The following is a 16,536-nucleotide window of genomic DNA, read 5'->3' as shown; positions in this document are numbered from 1 at the left end:
TTCTAAGTATGTAATGAAAAGCGTATGTAACGTGCGCTGGGTGGCCTGATAACAATAGCGTGCCGCTTTATAGCAAGGCCCCGAAAAAACTGTCAAGGAAAGCCCCCCAGCTAAAAACTACTAATGCGTGCTGATTCTTTCCTTAGCATCGCTGTCGCGCTTCTCATCCTTTGCGACAATCTCCTGAGCCACATCTGGCAAGGGCTCCGGGGCGTATTGCAGCGCAATTTGCAGGACTTCGTCAATCCATTTGACCGGTTTGATCTGAAGATCCTGTTTGATATTTTCCGGAATCTCCTTCAGATCGCGAACATTCTCCTCGGGAATGATCACCGTCTTGATGCCGCCACGGTGTGCCGCCAGCAGTTTTTCCTTCAACCCGCCAATGGCCAGGACCTGGCCACGCAAGGTGATCTCGCCGGTCATGGCCACGTCGGCACGTACCGGAATCTGCGTCAGCGCCGACACCAGCGCGGTGCACATGCCGATACCGGCACTTGGCCCGTCCTTGGGCGTGGCGCCCTCGGGCATGTGGATATGCACATCGTGCTTTTCGTGGAAGTCAGCTGCGATGCCCAGGCTGCGCGCGCGGCTGCGCACCACGGTCTGCGCGGCAGTGATCGACTCGACCATGACATCGCCCAGCGAGCCGGTCTTGATCAGCTGGCCCTTGCCGGGGATCACCACCGCCTCGATGGTCAGCAATTCGCCACCCACCTGGGTCCACGCCAGGCCGGTTACCTGACCGATCTGGTCCTGTTGCTCGGCAAGGCCGTAACGGAACTTGCGCACACCCAGCAGGTGTTCGAGCTGCTCGCTGGACACCTTTACCTTGACCTGCTTCTGCCCGGTATGTTCCTTGACCACCTTGCGGCAGACCTTGGCAATCTGCCGCTCCAGGCCCCGCACGCCGGCTTCGCGGGTGTAGTAACGGATGATGTCGCGGATCGCCGAGACATCGATCTCGAGCTCTTCCTTCTTCAGGCCGTTGGCCTTGACCTGCTTGGGCACCAGGTACTTGACCGCGATGTTGATCTTCTCGTCTTCGGTGTAGCCCGGCAGACGGATGACTTCCATCCGGTCCAGCAACGCTGGCGGGATGTTCATCGAGTTGGAGGTGCAGAGGAACATCACGTCCGAGAGGTCGTAGTCGACTTCCAGGTAGTGGTCGTTGAAATTGTGGTTCTGCTCGGGGTCGAGTACTTCGAGCAATGCCGAGGCCGGGTCGCCACGCATGTCGCTGCCCATCTTGTCGATCTCGTCGAGCAGGAACAGCGGGTTGCGCACGCCCACCTTGGTCATCTTCTGGATCAGACGGCCCGGCATGGAGCCGATGTAGGTGCGACGGTGGCCACGAATCTCGGCCTCGTCACGCACGCCGCCCAGGGCCATGCGCACGAACTTGCGGTTGGTGGCGGCAGCGATCGACTCGGCCAGCGAAGTCTTACCGACGCCAGGCGGGCCGACCAGGCACAGCACCGGGCCGCGGATCTTCTTCACGCGCTTTTGCACGGCAAGGTATTCGAGGATGCGTTCCTTGACCTCTTCCAGGCCATAGTGGTCGGCATCGAGGATTTCCTCGGCCTTGGCCAGGTCCAGGCGCACCTTGCTCTGGGCCTTCCACGGCACCTGGACGAGCCAGTCGAGGTAGGAGCGAACCACCGTCGCTTCAGCCGACATCGGCGACATCTGCTTGAGCTTGTTCAGCTCGGCCTGGGCCTTGGTCAGGGCATCCTTGGGCAGGCCAGCGGCTTCGATGCGCTTTTTCAGCTCTTCGACTTCGTTGTGGCCTTCGTCGCCATCACCAAGCTCTTTCTGAATGGCCTTCATCTGCTCATTCAGGTAGTACTCGCGCTGGCTGCGCTCCATCTGCTTCTTGACCCGACCACGGATGCGCTTCTCGACCTGCAACAGGTCGATCTCGGCATCCAGCAGCGCCAGCACGTGCTCGACGCGGGTCGCCAGGTCGACGATCTCGAGGATTTCCTGCTTCTGCTCGATCTTCAGCGCCATGTGCGCGGCCATGGTATCGACCAGGCGCCCAGGCTCTTCGATGCTGTTCAACGACGACAGTACTTCGGCGGGGACTTTCTTGCCCAACTGCACGTACTGCTCGAATTGCGACAGCAGCGTGCGCACGAAGACTTCCGACTCGCGCTCGGCGGCGTCGACTTCATCAATCAGGGAAACTTCGGCACGGATGTGCCCTTCTACTTCGGTGAAGCGCTCGACCGCACCGCGCTGCTCGCCCTCGACCAGCACCTTGACGGTGCCATCGGGCAGTTTCAGCAATTGCAACACGGTGGCAACGGTACCGACACGGTACAGGGCGTCTTCGCCTGGATCGTCATCGGCCGGGTTCTTCTGGGCCAGCAGCAGAATCTGCTTCTCGCCCGTCATCGCTGCCTCAAGGGCTTCGATGGATTTTTCGCGCCCCACGAACAGCGGGATGACCATGTGCGGGTAAACAACGACATCGCGCAATGGCAAAAGAGGCAAGTCGAGGGTGGTCTTCATGATTTCGCCTCTACAGCGGCCTTTATGGCCGGAAACCGGTGGAAATGATGCTTGGACCTAATGTGGGGGCACGCCTGGGAAATTACAAGCGCTTGCGCAGGAAAAGCAGAAAGGGGCCCGTAGGCCCCTTTCTTGCTTGCAACCATCACCTGGTTATCGCCTGGATCAGGCGTCAGGTGCGGCCTTGGCTTGCGGCTCGCTGTTCTCGTAGATCATCAGCGGCTGCGAAGTACCCTCGATGACGCTCTCATCGATCACCACCTTGCTGACATCCTTCTGCGAAGGGATCTCGTACATGGTGTCGAGCAGCACGCCTTCGAGGATCGAACGCAGGCCACGGGCGCCGGTTTTGCGCTCCAAGGCCTTGCGAGCAACGGCCTTGAGTGCATCACTGCGGAACTCGAGGTCGACGCTTTCCATCTCGAACAGCTTGGCATACTGCTTGGTCAGCGCGTTCTTCGGCTCGGTGAGGATCTGCATCAAAGCAGCCTCATCCAGCTCATCGAGCGTCGCCAGTACCGGCAGACGGCCGACGAACTCGGGGATCAGGCCAAACTTGACCAGGTCGTCCGGCTCGACTTCACGCAGGGACTCGCCAACTTTCTTGCCTTCTTCCTTGCTGCGTACTTCTGCGCTGAAACCAATGCCACCCTTGGTGGAGCGGTTCTGGATGACCTTTTCCAGGCCCGAGAACGCGCCACCGCAAATGAACAGGATATTGCGGGTATCAACCTGCAGGAATTCCTGTTGCGGGTGCTTGCGCCCACCTTGCGGCGGAACCGAAGCAACAGTGCCTTCGATCAGTTTCAACAGCGCCTGCTGCACGCCTTCGCCCGATACGTCACGGGTGATGGACGGGTTGTCCGACTTGCGCGAAATCTTGTCGATCTCGTCGATGTAGACAATGCCCATCTGGGCCTTTTCCACGTCGTAGTCGCACTTCTGCAGCAGTTTCTGAATGATGTTCTCAACGTCCTCACCCACATAACCGGCTTCGGTCAGGGTGGTGGCGTCAGCAATGGTGAACGGTACGTTCAGCAGACGTGCAAGGGTTTCGGCGAGCAGGGTCTTGCCCGAGCCGGTAGGCCCGATGAGCAGGATGTTGCTCTTGCCGAGTTCGACTTCGTCGCCCTTCTTGTCACGCTGGTTAAGGCGCTTGTAGTGGTTGTACACCGCTACGGCCAGCACCTTCTTCGCGCGCTCCTGACCAATCACATACTGGTCCAGGATGCCGCTGATTTCTTTCGGCGAAGGCAATTTGTGCGCGCTGCTCTCGGCCTGGGCTTCCTGCACCTCCTCACGGATGATGTCATTGCACAGGTCGACGCACTCGTCGCAGATAAATACCGAGGGCCCGGCAATCAATTTGCGCACTTCGTGCTGGCTTTTGCCGCAGAAGGAGCAATAGAGCAATTTGCCGCTGTCCTCGCCGTTACGGGTGTCAGTCATTCGATCGATCCAATCCGGTAGGCTTGCAACACAAGATGAAGGCAATTGCGGGCTTTTTCAAGTCCGCAGGTAGGCGCTTTCGGCGCCCACCTGCTCTGGCCCCTGGGATCAGGAGGCCAGTTGCCGCTTGTCGTATACCGAGTCGATCAGGCCGTACTCGGCCGCGCGCGTGGCGCTCATGAAGTTGTCACGCTCGGTGTCGCGCTTGATGGTCTCCAGATCCTGGCCAGTGTGGTAGGCCAGCAACTCGTTCAGACGCGCCTTGATATTGAGGATTTCCTGGGCGTGGATCTCGATATCGGTAGCCTGGCCCTGGAAGCCGCCCAGCGGCTGGTGAATCATCACACGCGAGTTAGGCAGGCAGTGACGCTTGCCTTTGGCACCGGCAGTCAGCAGGAAGGCGCCCATGCTGCAGGCTTGGCCGATGCAGATGGTCGATACGTCCGGCTTGATGAACTGCATGGTGTCGTAGATCGACATGCCGGCAGTGACAGAGCCACCCGGCGAGTTGATGTACAGATGGATATCCTTGTCCGGGTTTTCCGCTTCGAGGAACAACATCTGCGCCACGACGAGGTTGGCCATGTAGTCTTCTACCGGGCCCACCAGGAAAATCACTCGCTCCTTCAACAAACGCGAGTAGATGTCGTAAGCGCGTTCGCCACGGGCGGACTGCTCGATAACCATCGGGACCAGGCCGCCTGCGGCCTGGATGTCAGAGCTCTGCTGAATATAAGAATTGCGGGACATGTCCTGCGCTCACTCCCAAATAGTCATGGCTTGAATACGCACAAGCCAGCGCGAAGGCTGGCTTGTGGGGGTTTCCTACGAGAGTAGCGTATTACTCGGCTTCGGCAGGTGCCTCAGCGGGTTTTACGGCTTCTTCGTACGAGACCGATTTGTCGGTCACAGTCGCTTTCTGCAGAACAGTATCTACAACTTGCTCTTCCAGCACAACCGAACGGACTTCGTTCAGTTGCTGGTCGTTCTTGTAGTACCAGGAGATGACCTGCTCTGGCTCTTGGTAAGCCGAGGCCATTTCTTCGATCATCTCGCGAACCTTGCCTTCGTCCGGCTTCAGTTCGAACTGCTTGACCACTTCAGCGACGATCAGGCCCAGGACCACACGGCGCTTGGCTTGCTCGGTGAACAGCTCGGCCGGCAGTTGCTCAGGCTTGATGTTGCCGCCGAACTGTTGAACAGCCTGCACGCGCAGACGGTTGACTTCGTTCTCCAGCAGGGCTTTTGGCACTTCGATCGGGTTGGCGGCCAGCAGACCGTCCATGACCTGGTTCTTGACCTTGGCCTTGATCGCCTGACGCAGTTCACGCTCCATGTTCTTGCGAACTTCGGTGCGGAAGCCTTCCAGGGTCGATTCCTTGATGCCGAACTGGGCGAAGAATTCTTCGTTCAGCTCAGGCAGCGCAGGTGCAGAAACGCTGTTGACGGTGATGGTGAACTCGGCGGCCTTGCCGGCCAGGTCCAGGTTCTGATAGTCCTCTGGGAAGGTCACGTTGACAACGCGCTCTTCGCCAGCCTTGGCGCCTACCAGGCCATCTTCGAAGCCCGGGATCATGCGGCCGGAGCCCAGCACCAGCTGAGTGCCCTTGGCCGAACCGCCAGCGAACACTTCACCGTCAACCTTGCCGACGAAGTCGATGTTGACCTGGTCGTCGTTCTGCGCTGCGCGCTCAACGGTTTCGAAGCGGGTATTCTGCTTGCGCAGCACTTCCAGCATGTTGTCCAGGTCGGCGTCAGCCACTTCGGCGCTCAGGCGCTCGACGTTGATCGACTCGAGGCCGGCAACGGTGAACTCCGGGAACACTTCGAAGATAGCGACGAATTCCAGATCTTTGCCTTTTTCGAAGGACTTCGGCTCGACGGCCGGAGCACCAGCCGGGTTCAGCTTCTGCTCGACCACAGCTTCGTAGAAGGAGGACTGGACCAGATCACCGAACACTTCCTGACGGGCGTCAGCTTCGAAACGCTGACGGATCACGCTCATCGGTACTTTGCCAGGACGGAAGCCTGCAACCTTGGCGCGACGGGCAGTCTGCTGCAGACGCTTGTTGACTTCGGTCTCGACGCGATCGGCCGGGACGGCGATGGTCATGCGGCGCTCGAGAGCGGAAGTGTTTTCAACAGAAACTTGCATGGATATTCCTCGTTGCACAGACGTTAGCCGGCGTTAGCCCGACTCCAGAATCAAGGGCAAGCATTCTAGTGAGTCGCGCAGCAGAAGTCACCCCACTCGGGACGACGGGAAACCACGCCGGTCGATTAACTTGCAGGGCACGTACGGCGTACCGTCGAGCCCGATTCAATTGAGGCTGCGCGCCACCCTGGGCGACCCGCAGCCGAAATACCTTGTCAAACAACTGCAGCCAACGAATTCGCCTTCTTTATTGAGGGTCGATTTCGTTGAACTGGCAGTACTCTTCCCAAGCCATACCCAGCGCCTCAGCGACCTCGCGGTGCGTCTCCAGGCGCATGGCCTGCAGCTGCTCCGGGCTTTCGGCGATCAATTGCAGCGCCAGCTCCCAAGGTTCTATACCTTGCTCCTCGGCCGCATCTTCGAAGGCCCATTCGATCTGCTGGGCTTGCTCATGCGCATCCAGCTCGCGGATTTCTTCGAGCAGTTGCGGGTTGGCGTCGGCGAAGCGCTGCAGCGCCATGGCCTGACGGGCTTCTTTTGCAATCATGGGGTCTTTCCTCTGCCGACCGCAGGGCCGGTGTTTCAACCGGCTGAAATCTATCAGCTTTTATTGGGGTGCCACCAGAGGATTGCAAGGGGGATCAGGTGGATGGCCAAACACTTTTCCGCCACGCACAAAAAAAGCCGCAATCAGCGGCTTTTCTCGACACCTCACCACGCCCGCGTGGTGTAGACAAAACAAAGGCGCCTGATTTTACAATCAAGGCGCCTTCGAAAAATATGGGGTGGACGATGGGAATCGAACCCACGACAACTGGAATCACAATCCAGCGCTCTACCAACTGAGCTACGCCCACCATATTGCGGTCTTGCGGTACTGCAGTATGTTACACATACAGGGTGTTACAGAAGCATGGTGCGGACGAAGAGACTCGAACTCTTACAGCTTGCGCCGCTGGAACCTAAATCCAGTGTGTCTACCAATTTCACCACGTCCGCGTAACGCTTAAAACAAAGGCGCCGGATCGTACAATCAAGGCGCCCCTGTAAAATATGGGGTGGACGATGGGAATCGAACCCACGACAACTGGAATCACAATCCAGCGCTCTACCAACTGAGCTACGCCCACCATATTGCGGTACAACTACTTGCTTGCCTAAGCTGCCTGATGGCGCACCCGGCAGGACTCGAACCTGCGACCATCCGCTTAGAAGGCGGATGCTCTATCCAGCTGAGCTACGGGCGCATAAGCGATCAGCCTAACCGAACGATGACTCAACAGCGAACTGCCAAACCACTCATTCTGCCCGACTTTGCCAACCAGTGCTAGGCAGTGCCCGACAAGTGCGGCGAATGTTATAGCCGAGCCGCTAGGTCGTCAACATCTTTCTCTAAAAAATTTAAATTATTTAAGGGGTTAGGGGATTTGCCCGACCACCCGCCTTTGCCCTCGGGCCGTGTCGTGCGAGAATGTGCGCTCTTTATTGTTTCCTTCTCGATGGTTAATCACGCGTCTATGACTGCACACCTAATCGATGGCAAGGCGATCGCCGCCAGCCTGCGCCAGCAGATCGCTCAACGTGTCGTGGAGCGTCGCCAGCAAGGCCTGCGCACCCCGGGCCTGGCTGTGATCCTGGTCGGCACCGACCCCGCCTCCCAAGTCTATGTCTCGCACAAGCGCAAGGACTGTGAAGAGGTCGGCTTCATTTCCCAGGCGTTCGACCTGCCCAGCGAAACCACGCAGCAAGCCCTGACCGAGCTGATCGACCGCCTCAATGATGACCCGGCCGTCGACGGCATCCTGCTGCAACTGCCGCTGCCCGCTCACCTGGACGCCTCGCTGCTGCTCGAGCGCATCCGCCCGGACAAAGATGTCGACGGCTTCCATCCGTACAACGTCGGCCGCCTGGCCCAGCGTATTCCGCTGCTGCGTCCCTGCACGCCTAAAGGCATCATGACCCTGCTCGAAAGCACCGGTCAGGACCTGTACGGCATGAACGCGGTCATCGTCGGCGCCTCCAATATCGTCGGCCGCCCCATGGCCATGGAACTGTTGCTGGCCGGTTGCACCGTCACGGTCTGCCACCGCTTCACCAAGGACCTGGCCGGCCACGTCGGCCGTGCCGACCTGGTGGTCGTGGCCGCTGGCAAGCCGGGGCTGGTCAAGGGTGAGTGGGTCAAGGAAGGCGCCATCGTCATCGACGTGGGCATCAACCGCCAGGAAGACGGCAAGCTGGTTGGCGACGTGGTCTACGAGACTGCCTTGCCACGCGCAGGCTGGATCACCCCAGTGCCGGGTGGCGTCGGCCCGATGACCCGGGCTTGCTTGCTGGAAAACACGCTGTATGCAGCTGAAGAGCTGCATAAGTAAGAAAGCGTGATAAAAAACGGCACCTATTGCAGGTGCCGTTTTTTTTTGCCTGCGGTTTATCGGCTGACTGTACCGACCTTTGCGCGGTCGTCAGCCGATCACTTGCGCGCCGCCTCCCACGACTTCAGCAGCTCGTTGTAGCTCACCGTCTCGCCCTTGGGCTTTTCGTTGGCCAGCTTAGGCTTCGGCGCCCCCGGCTGGTCGTACCAGTATTGGGCGTCCCGTTCCGGGTTGAGCTTCGGCGCACAGGTTGCCTGGGCATTGGAACGCTGCAGCCGCTCCATCATCCGGTCCTGATCACGGGCCAGGCCATCCAGGGCTTCCTGCGGGGTCTTCTCGCCGCTGGCCACTTCGGCGATATGGCTCCACCACAATTGCGCCAGCCGCGGGTAATCAGGCACGTTGGTGCCGGTGGGCGTCCATTGCACCCGTGCCGGGCTGCGGTAGAACTCCACCAGCCCACCCAGCTTGGGCGCAAGGTCGGTCATGGCCTGGGAGTTAATGTCCGACTCGCGAATCGGCGTCAGGCCGACGATGGTCTTTTTCAGCGACACCGTCTTGGATGTCACGAACTGCGCATACAGCCAGGCAGCCAGGCGCTGCTTCTCGGGGGTGGACTTGAAGAACGTCCAGGAGCCGGTGTCCTGATAGCCCAGCTTCATCCCCTCCTCCCAGTACGGCCCCTTGGGCGATGGCGCCATGCGCCACTTCGGCGTGCCGTCGGCGTTGACCACCGGCAGCCCGGGCTTGGTCATGTCGGCGGTAAAGGCGGTGTACCAGAAGATCTGCTGGGCAATGTTGCCCTGCGCCGGCACCGGGCCTGCCTCGGAGAAGGTCATGCCCTGGGCTTCCTTGGGCGCATAGGCGCGCATCCAGTCCACGTACTTCTGTGTTGCGTACACGGCCGCCGGGCCATTGGTGTCACCGCCGCGAGTAACGCTGGACCCCACCGGGTGGCAGTCCTCCACGCGGATGCCCCACTCGTCCACCGGCAGGCCATTGGGCAGGCCCTTGTCGCCACCGCCGGCCATCGAGAACCAGGCATCGGTAAAGCGCCACCCCAGCGACGGGTCCTTCTTGCCGTAGTCCATGTGGCCATAGACACGCTTGCCGTCGATTTCCTTGACGTCCTCGCTGAAGAATTGGGCGATGTCCTCGTAGGCCGACCAGTTCACCGGCACGCCCAGCTCATAGCCGTACTTCTCCTTGAACCTGGCTTTGAGCGCTGGCCGCTCGAACCAGTCGGCACGGAACCAGTAAAGGTTGGCGAACTGCTGGTCAGGCAACTGGTAGACCTTGCCATCCGGCGCGGTGGTAAACGAGATGCCGATGAAGTCCTTGAGGTCGAGGGTCGGCGAGGTGTAGGCCTTGCCCTCGTTGGCCATCAGGTCGGTGATCGATTCGACCTTGCCATAGCGAAAGTGCGTACCGATCAGGTCCGAATCGTTGACCCAGCCGTCATAGATGTTCTTGTCCGATTGCATTTGGGTCTGCAACTTCTCGACCACGTCACCTTCCTGCAGCAGGTCGTGGGTCAGCTGGATGCCGGTGATTTCGCTGAAGGCCTTGGCCAGTACCTTGGACTCGTACTCATGGGTGGTGATGGTTTCCGACACCACATTGATCTTCATCCCACGAAACGGTTCGGCGGCCTTGATGAACCACTTGAGTTCGGCCAGTTGCTGCTCAGGCGTCAGCGTCGAAGGTTTGAATTCGCTGCCGATCCACCGCGATGCCGCGTCCTCGTACTGGTCGGCCCACGCCGCGCCCGGCACACCGGCCAGCACCAGCAACGCGGCCAGGGTCAAATGTCGCCTTTTGTCATTGTCATGGAACATTGTGATCTCCCGATTGAGTTATTCCCGGAGCCGACGCTCAGCCCCAGCGCAGCACCACCACGAGCCAGCCCAGCGACAGCAGCGAGGCCACCCACAACGGCCAGTCGCTGACTCCGACTACCAACAAGTGCAGGTAGGCACTGACCAGCAAGCCAACGAACAACCGGTCGCCACGGCTGGTGACGATCGGCAGAAAGCCGCGCCGTTCCACACAGGGGTGGCGCAGTTCGAGCAGGGTCATGCACACCAGCAGCACACCGACGGCAGCGAAGAACAGCGCTGTCGGCAGGGTCCAGGCCATCCATTCCATGCGTTGCCCTCCTTACACCCGGCCAAGGGCAAAGCCCTTGGCCACATGGTTGCGGACAAACCAGATCACCAGCATGCCCGGCAAGATGGTCAGCACACCGGCAGCGGCCAGCACGCCCCAGTCGATACCGGAAGCCGAAACGGTACGCGTCATCACCGCCGCGATCGGCTTGGCATTGACTGAGGTGAGGGTGCGCGCCAGCAGCAGTTCGACCCACGAAAACATGAAGCAGAAAAACGCCGTCACGCCGATGCCGGAGCCAATCAGCGGGATGAAGATCTTCACGAAGAAACGCGGGAAGCTGTAACCGTCGATGTAAGCCGTTTCGTCGATCTCCTTCGGCACCCCCGACATGAAGCCCTCAAGGATCCACACCGCCAGCGGCACGTTGAACAAGCAATGGGCCAGCGCCACGGCAATGTGCGTGTCGAACAGGCCAATCGATGAATACAGCTGAAAAAACGGCAACAGGAACACCGCCGGCGGCGCCATGCGGTTGGTCAGCAACCAGAAGAACAGATGGCGGTCGCCGAGAAAGCGATAGCGAGAGAAGGCATAGGCCGCCGGCAACGCCACCGCCAGCGAAATAAGCGTGTTCAGGCACACGTAGTACAGCGAGTTGATATAGCCGCTGTACCAGCTGGCGTCGGTGAAGATCACCCGGTAATTGTCGAGCGTGAATGCCTGTGGCCACAGGGTCAGGCCGCCGAGGATCTCGGTGTTGCTCTTGAACGACATGTTCAGCAGCCAGTAGATCGGCACCAGCAGGAAGAAGAAGTACAGCAGCAGGGGCAATACCTTGCGCGCGCTCATGGCCTAGTCCTTGTCGGCGTGCGTCATGGCGGTGTAGAACAGCCACGACACCAGCAGGATGATCAGGAAGTACACCAGCGAAAACGCCGCGGCCGGCCCCAGGTCGAACTGCCCTACCGCCATGCGCGTGAGCGTCTGGCTAAGGAACGTGGTGGCATTGCCAGGCCCGCCACCGGTCAGCACGAATGGCTCGGTGTAGATCATGAAGCTGTCCATGAAACGCAGCATCACAGCGATCAGCAGCACGTTCTTGAGCTTCGGCAACTGGATGTGGCGGAACACCGCCCAGGCCGATGCCCGGTCGATGCGGGCGGCCTGGTAATAGACATCGGGTATGGCCCGCAAGCCCGAATAGCACAGCAGCGCCACCAGCGACGTCCAGTGCCAGACATCCATCACCAACACCGTGAGCCAGGCGTCGAACGGGTCGCTGGCATAGTTGTAGTTGACCCCGAGCTTGGCCAACGTGGCGCCCATCAGGCCAATGTCGGCACGGCCGAAGATCTGCCAGATGGTGCCGACCACGTTCCACGGGATCAGCAGCGGAATGGCCATCACGATCAGGCAGATCGAGGCCATGCGGCCCTTGGTCGGCATCGTCAGGGCGATGGCGATCCCCAGCGGGATCTCGATCAGCAGCACGCAGCCTGAATAGATGAACTGGCGCAGCAGGGCATCGTGCAGGGCAGGGTCACGCAGTACCTGGCGGTACCAGTCGGCACCCACAAAATAGCGATTGGACTGATCGAAGATGTCCTGCACCGAATAGTTGACCACGGTCATCATCGGCACCACCGCGCTGAACGCCACCAGCGCGAACACCGGCAGCACCAGCCACCAGGCCTTGTTGTTGCGCACCTTGTTCATGGCCCGGCCTCCAGCAACACATCATCGACATAGAGCATCAGCCATTGACTGGGCAGGCTCACCCAGGCCTGGCCCACCGGCAGCGGGCGATCCTCGCCCAGGCGCGCCTTGAGCGTGGCACCACCGAGCGTGAAGGTAACGATGCGGTAGGTGCCCAGGTCTTCGACATCCAGCACCTGCACCGCAAAGGCGTGGTCGAGTGGGGTGTCCCAGAGCTGCACGAACTCCGGCCGTATCCCCACTTGCAGGCGCCCACCTCCCGTTGCCGCCAAGCGTTCTCGCAAGCCATCGGGCAATGCCAGGTGCAGGCCGCCGAAGCTCACGCCATCGGCTTCGGCGCGCACGTCGATGAAGTTCATGCCCGGGCTGCCAATGAAGTAGCCGACAAAGGTATGCCGTGGCCGCTCGAACAACTCGCGCGGGGTTGCGAACTGGACGATGCGCCCAGCGTGCATCACCGCGATCTTGTCGGCGAAAGTCGAGGCCTCCAGCTGATCGTGGGTGACGTAGATCATGGTGATGTTGAACTGCTCATGGATCTGCTTGAGCTTGCGCCGCAGCTTCCACTTCAGGTGCGGGTCGATCACCGTCAAAGGCTCGTCGAAGAGGATCGCCGAGACGTCTTCGCGTACCAGGCCACGGCCCATCGAGACCTTCTGCTTCTCGTCGGCGCTGAGGTTGCGCGCCTTCTTTTTCAGCACGGCGGACAGGTCGAGCACCTCGGCGATCTCCTCCACCCGTGCTCGCACCCTGCCCTCGTCCACCCCCTGGTTGCGTAACGGGAACGCCAGGTTGTCGAACACCGTCATGGTGTCGTACACCACCGGAAACTGGAACACCTGGGCAATGTTGCGCGCCTGCGGCGACAGCGCGTTGACCGGCTTGCCGTCGAACAGCACTTCGCCGTGAGAAGGCGTAAGCAGCCCCGAGATGATGTTGAGCAACGTCGACTTGCCGCAACCCGAAGGCCCGAGCAAGGCATAGGCACCCCCTTGCTCCCACACGTGCTCCAGCGCGTGCAAGGCGTAGTCTGCCTCCGAGGCCGGCTGGCGGCTGTAGCTGTGCGCCAGCTGGCGCAGGCGGATCTCGGCCATCAACGACTCCTTGCCTGGCGCAGGCCCGGGGCCTGTACCAAGGCCCCGGCATTGTCGAAGACAAACAGCTTGTGCGTGGGGATGAACACCCGGATCGGCGTGTCCACCTGGTACTCGTGCACGCCCGGCAAGTGCAGGGTCATCCGCCAGTGCTCATTGCGCACATGGAGGAAGGTTTCCGAGCCACTGATCTCGGCCAGCTCCACCAGCACCGCCAGCTCCAGGTCATCGTCATGGGTCGGCACCAGGGTGATGTGGCTGGGGCGCACACCAAAGCGGTAGTCACCTTCGCCCAGGCGTTGCAGGTCGGCGTTGCGGGCAAAGTGCACGGCCTGCGCCAGGCTCACCTCATTGACTGCGATGCGTCCCGGTATCAGGTTGATGGGGGGCTCGGAAAACAGCTCAGCGGCCAGCACGCTGCTGGGCTGCTGATAGACCGCCGCGGTTGGGCCGCTCTGCACGATGCGCCCCTGGTGCAAGAGCGTGGTAGTACCGCCCAGCGCCAGCGCTTCATTGGGCTCGGTGGTGGCATAGACGGCAATGCAGTTGCGCTGGGCGAACAACGCCCGCAGCTCTTGGCGCAGGCCTTCGCGCAGCTTGTAATCGAGGTTGACCAACGGCTCGTCGAACAGGATCAACGAGGCATCCTTGACCAGCGCCCGAGCCATCGCCGTGCGTTGCTGCTGGCCACCGGACAACTCCAGCGGCAAGCGCTGCAGGTAGGCCTCGATGCGCAGCATCTCGGCGGTTTCCTGCACCCGTCGGCGCACCTCGGCCTCGGCCAGGCGTGCCTGGCGCAGGGGTGAAGCGATGTTCTCGTACACGCTCAGGGTCGGGTAGTTGATGAACTGCTGATACACCATCGACACGTTGCGCTGGCGCACCGGCACCCCGGTGACATCGCTGCCGGCCATCAGCACGCGGCCCCGGTCCGGTCGGTCAAGCCCCGCCATCAGGCGCATCAGGCTGGTCTTGCCGGCCAAGGTGCGGCCCAGCAGCACGTTGAACGACCCCGGCTCGAAACGCAGGGACGCATCGACGATGCAAGCCTGGTTGTCGACACTGCGGCTGACCTGCTCCAGCACCAGGGACATGGCGTGGCCTTTTCTTGATTGTTGTGCGCAGGGCACAGCCAGTTTCGTGCCAGCCCTGCCTGATCGCTCTGGCCCGCGCCTTCACCTGCCAGGGCCTGCCATTGCCCGTTCACACCTGAACACCTGCCCTGAACACCTGAACAGGCGTGGGTTTGACAATGAACAACCGTGGACGACACTGAACAGCGGTCGACTGATAACAACAAACACACAGGACAGGCCCATGGCCGCATCCGCTTCGCCCCATGCCCAACTGATCCAGGCGTCCTGGGCGCGATGCCGCGAGCATGGCCTGCAACCCCAGCGTGCACCCGACTTCGATTGCCTGACCGCAACCGAACTGAACAGCCTGCTGGAGCGGCGCCACGCGCTGTTGCGGCTGACCCGTGACGAAGTGCTGCCGCACTATGCGCACCTGCTGGGCAACGCCAGCTACCTGGTGATGCTCGCTGACGCCAGTGGTTGCCTGCTCGACACCTGGGGTTCGCAACGCTTCGTCGACCCGCGTCAACGCCATGGTTTCAGCGCAGGCGCCCATTGGCTCGAACGCGGCGTGGGCACCAATGCCCTGGGCACTGCGCTGGTCTGCGCCGAAGCGATCCACGTTGGCCAGGATGAACACTTCCTGCAGCAGAACCGCTACCTGTGCAGCGCCGCAGCACCCGTCTTCGATGCCGAACGGCAGTTGGTCGGTGCACTTGATGTGGCCAGCGACGGCTACCTGCCCGCCAGCCAGACCCTCGGCCTGGTACGCATGATGGGCCAGAGCCTGGAGAACCGCTTGATCCTCGCACAACATGGCGACCATCACGCCCAGCTGCTGTTCAACAGCGCCTCCGACAACCTCGACAGCCCCTGGGCGGGCTTGCTGGTATTCGATGAGCGCGGCCAGGTGCTCGCGGCCAATCACCGGGCCGACAGCCTGCTCGGCGGCAACCCGCTGCGGCAGAACCTCGAACAATTGTTCCAAACCCCCTTGCAGCAGTTGCTGGCCCAGCCCCAGCGACAGCCGTTTGCCCTGCAGGCGGCAGGCCGCCACCGTTTCCACTGCCAATGGCAACCGCCCCACCACGGCCCCACACCCACGTCACCCGGTCACGGTGACCCGCGCCTGGGCAAAGCCTTGGACCAAGCCAGCCTGCTACTGGAAAAGGACATCCCAGTATTGATCCAGGGTGAAACCGGAGTGGGCAAGGAGGTCTTCGTCGAGGCCCTGCACCGCGCCAGCAGCCGCGCCGGGCAGCCGCTGATCGCCGTCAACTGCGCGGCAATCCCCGCCGAGCTGGTCGAGTCGGAGCTGTTCGGCTATGACAAAGGCGCCTTCACCGGCGCTCATCACAAAGGCAACCCTGGGCTGATCCGCAAGGCCGATCACGGCATTCTGTTTCTCGACGAAATCGGCGACATGCCACTGCCGACCCAGGCCCGACTGCTGCGCGTGCTGCAATCACGCAGCATTCAGCCCCTGGGCAGCGGTGAGCCGGTAACCGTAGACATCCGCGTGGTATCGGCGAGCAATCGCGACCTGGCCGACGCCGTGCGTACCGGTCGATTTCGCGAAGACCTTTATTACCGGGTAGCCGGGCTGACCCTGAGCTTGCCGGCCTTGCGCGAACGCAGTGATCGGCGCGCGCTGATCGAGCAGGTGCACGCCCGGCATCTCGCCCCCGGGCAACCACGGCAATTACCATCCAACACCCTTGAACTGTTGTTGCACCATCCCTGGCCGGGCAACCTGCGCCAACTCAACAGCGTACTGCAGGTAGCCCTGGCCCTGGCCGGCACGCAGCCAATCGGCATCGAGCACTTTTCAGCGTGCTTCCTTGCCCAGGCCAGCGCATTCACGCCAAGCCCGCAGGTCGCAGCGACGCAAACGCCCGCCACTGACCTGGCCCACCTGTTGAACACCTGCGACGGCAACATTTCTGCGCTGGCGCGCGTGCTGGGCATCAGCCGCACCACCCTGTACAAACGCCTGCGCGAACAGGGGCTGGAACCTTCCCACCTGTAAGCCTGTATCGGCCTTT

At 61.1% G+C, this 16,536-nt stretch carries 13 protein-coding genes and 4 tRNA genes; 2 read left to right on the top strand and 15 right to left on the bottom strand.

Features of this window, described 5'->3' with window-relative positions; genetic code table 11:
* Positions 1 to 120: 120 nt before the first annotated feature.
* The 9 genes from lon to DJ563_RS03000 all read right to left on the bottom strand — a co-directional run bounded on the left by lon (position 121) and on the right by DJ563_RS03000 (position 7,368).
* The gene (lon, locus tag DJ563_RS03040; RefSeq protein WP_434518786.1) at positions 121 to 2,517 is read right to left on the bottom strand and encodes an endopeptidase La; all 2,397 of its coding nucleotides are present in this window, start codon (positions 2,515 to 2,517) and stop codon (positions 121 to 123) included.
* Between the two features lie 165 nt (positions 2,518 to 2,682).
* Positions 2,683 to 3,966 carry an ATP-dependent Clp protease ATP-binding subunit ClpX gene (gene clpX / locus DJ563_RS03035; RefSeq protein ID WP_033699106.1) on the bottom strand — a complete coding sequence of 428 codons (1,284 nt, stop codon included), beginning with the start codon at positions 3,964 to 3,966 and terminating at the stop codon, positions 2,683 to 2,685.
* 108 nt (positions 3,967 to 4,074) lie between these two features.
* Positions 4,075 to 4,716, bottom strand: a complete 642-nt coding sequence (gene clpP / locus DJ563_RS03030; protein ID WP_186655164.1) for an ATP-dependent Clp endopeptidase proteolytic subunit ClpP — start codon at positions 4,714 to 4,716, stop codon at positions 4,075 to 4,077.
* A 91-nt stretch (positions 4,717 to 4,807) separates the two neighbouring features.
* Complete coding sequence (tig, locus tag DJ563_RS03025) at positions 4,808 to 6,121, bottom strand: trigger factor (protein WP_033699108.1); 1,314 nt, start codon at positions 6,119 to 6,121, stop codon at positions 4,808 to 4,810.
* Between the two features lie 247 nt (positions 6,122 to 6,368).
* On the bottom strand, positions 6,369 to 6,668 hold the full coding sequence (locus DJ563_RS03020) for a DUF6388 family protein (RefSeq protein WP_033699109.1): 300 nt from the start codon (positions 6,666 to 6,668) through the stop codon (positions 6,369 to 6,371).
* A 234-nt stretch (positions 6,669 to 6,902) separates the two neighbouring features.
* Positions 6,903 to 6,978 (bottom strand) — tRNA-His (locus DJ563_RS03015).
* A gap of 57 nt (positions 6,979 to 7,035) precedes the next feature.
* Positions 7,036 to 7,120: transfer RNA gene (locus DJ563_RS03010), tRNA-Leu, on the bottom strand.
* A 55-nt stretch (positions 7,121 to 7,175) separates the two neighbouring features.
* Positions 7,176 to 7,251: transfer RNA gene (locus tag DJ563_RS03005), tRNA-His, on the bottom strand.
* 40 nt (positions 7,252 to 7,291) lie between these two features.
* Positions 7,292 to 7,368, bottom strand: a tRNA-Arg gene (locus DJ563_RS03000).
* Between the two features lie 270 nt (positions 7,369 to 7,638).
* Here DJ563_RS03000 and folD point away from each other — a divergent pair.
* Complete coding sequence (gene folD / locus DJ563_RS02995) at positions 7,639 to 8,493, top strand: bifunctional methylenetetrahydrofolate dehydrogenase/methenyltetrahydrofolate cyclohydrolase FolD (protein ID WP_095063661.1); 855 nt, start codon at positions 7,639 to 7,641, stop codon at positions 8,491 to 8,493.
* Positions 8,494 to 8,591: 98 nt separating this feature from the next.
* On the opposite strand, the gene DJ563_RS02990 is transcribed toward folD, so the two are convergent.
* Genes DJ563_RS02990 through DJ563_RS02965 form a run of 6 tightly spaced genes read right to left on the bottom strand, consistent with a single transcriptional unit; the run spans position 8,592 to position 14,509 of the window.
* Entirely contained in the window at positions 8,592 to 10,331 is a 1,740-nt protein-coding gene (locus DJ563_RS02990) for an ABC transporter substrate-binding protein (protein ID WP_274098649.1), read from the bottom strand.
* Between the two features lie 37 nt (positions 10,332 to 10,368).
* The gene (locus DJ563_RS02985; protein ID WP_047581170.1) at positions 10,369 to 10,641 is read right to left on the bottom strand and encodes a DUF2160 domain-containing protein; all 273 of its coding nucleotides are present in this window, start codon (positions 10,639 to 10,641) and stop codon (positions 10,369 to 10,371) included.
* A 12-nt stretch (positions 10,642 to 10,653) separates the two neighbouring features.
* Entirely contained in the window at positions 10,654 to 11,454 is an 801-nt protein-coding gene (locus DJ563_RS02980; protein ID WP_434518785.1) for a carbohydrate ABC transporter permease, read from the bottom strand.
* Positions 11,455 to 11,457: 3 nt separating this feature from the next.
* Positions 11,458 to 12,321, bottom strand: a complete 864-nt coding sequence (locus DJ563_RS02975) for a carbohydrate ABC transporter permease (protein WP_274098648.1) — start codon at positions 12,319 to 12,321, stop codon at positions 11,458 to 11,460.
* Positions 12,318 to 13,415 carry an ABC transporter ATP-binding protein gene (locus tag DJ563_RS02970; protein ID WP_186655170.1) on the bottom strand — a complete coding sequence of 366 codons (1,098 nt, stop codon included), beginning with the start codon at positions 13,413 to 13,415 and terminating at the stop codon, positions 12,318 to 12,320. The genes DJ563_RS02975 and DJ563_RS02970 overlap by 4 nt, the downstream gene beginning before the upstream one ends.
* On the bottom strand, positions 13,415 to 14,509 hold the full coding sequence (locus DJ563_RS02965) for an ABC transporter ATP-binding protein (RefSeq protein ID WP_274098647.1): 1,095 nt from the start codon (positions 14,507 to 14,509) through the stop codon (positions 13,415 to 13,417). Before DJ563_RS02965 ends, DJ563_RS02970 begins: the two co-directional genes overlap by 1 nt.
* A gap of 223 nt (positions 14,510 to 14,732) precedes the next feature.
* Between DJ563_RS02965 and DJ563_RS02960 the strand changes: the two genes are divergently transcribed.
* Positions 14,733 to 16,520, top strand: coding sequence for a sigma-54-dependent Fis family transcriptional regulator (locus DJ563_RS02960; protein WP_434518784.1), 1,788 nt, complete (start codon positions 14,733 to 14,735; stop codon positions 16,518 to 16,520).
* Positions 16,521 to 16,536 lie beyond the last annotated feature (16 nt).

The organism is Pseudomonas sp. NFX1, from assembly GCF_051123555.1.
Taxonomy (GTDB): Bacteria; Pseudomonadota; Gammaproteobacteria; order Pseudomonadales; family Pseudomonadaceae; genus Aquipseudomonas; species Aquipseudomonas capeferrum.
The sequence above is the reverse complement of the archived record's forward strand: the minus strand, read 5'-3'. Positions and strand labels throughout refer to the sequence as shown.

Coding starts and splice junctions, on each gene's coding strand:
- lon (WP_434518786.1), bottom strand. CDS start 2,517: ATGAAGACCACCCTCGACTTGCCTCTTTTGCCATTGCGCGATGTCGTT.
- clpX (WP_033699106.1), bottom strand. CDS start 3,966: ATGACTGACACCCGTAACGGCGAGGACAGCGGCAAATTGCTCTATTGC.
- clpP (WP_186655164.1), bottom strand. CDS start 4,716: ATGTCCCGCAATTCTTATATTCAGCAGAGCTCTGACATCCAGGCCGCA.
- tig (WP_033699108.1), bottom strand. CDS start 6,121: ATGCAAGTTTCTGTTGAAAACACTTCCGCTCTCGAGCGCCGCATGACC.
- DJ563_RS03020 (WP_033699109.1), bottom strand. CDS start 6,668: ATGATTGCAAAAGAAGCCCGTCAGGCCATGGCGCTGCAGCGCTTCGCC.
- folD (WP_095063661.1), top strand. CDS start 7,639: ATGACTGCACACCTAATCGATGGCAAGGCGATCGCCGCCAGCCTGCGC.
- DJ563_RS02990 (WP_274098649.1), bottom strand. CDS start 10,331: ATGTTCCATGACAATGACAAAAGGCGACATTTGACCCTGGCCGCGTTG.
- DJ563_RS02985 (WP_047581170.1), bottom strand. CDS start 10,641: ATGGAATGGATGGCCTGGACCCTGCCGACAGCGCTGTTCTTCGCTGCC.
- DJ563_RS02980 (WP_434518785.1), bottom strand. CDS start 11,454: ATGAGCGCGCGCAAGGTATTGCCCCTGCTGCTGTACTTCTTCTTCCTG.
- DJ563_RS02975 (WP_274098648.1), bottom strand. CDS start 12,321: ATGAACAAGGTGCGCAACAACAAGGCCTGGTGGCTGGTGCTGCCGGTG.
- DJ563_RS02970 (WP_186655170.1), bottom strand. CDS start 13,415: ATGGCCGAGATCCGCCTGCGCCAGCTGGCGCACAGCTACAGCCGCCAG.
- DJ563_RS02965 (WP_274098647.1), bottom strand. CDS start 14,509: ATGTCCCTGGTGCTGGAGCAGGTCAGCCGCAGTGTCGACAACCAGGCT.
- DJ563_RS02960 (WP_434518784.1), top strand. CDS start 14,733: ATGGCCGCATCCGCTTCGCCCCATGCCCAACTGATCCAGGCGTCCTGG.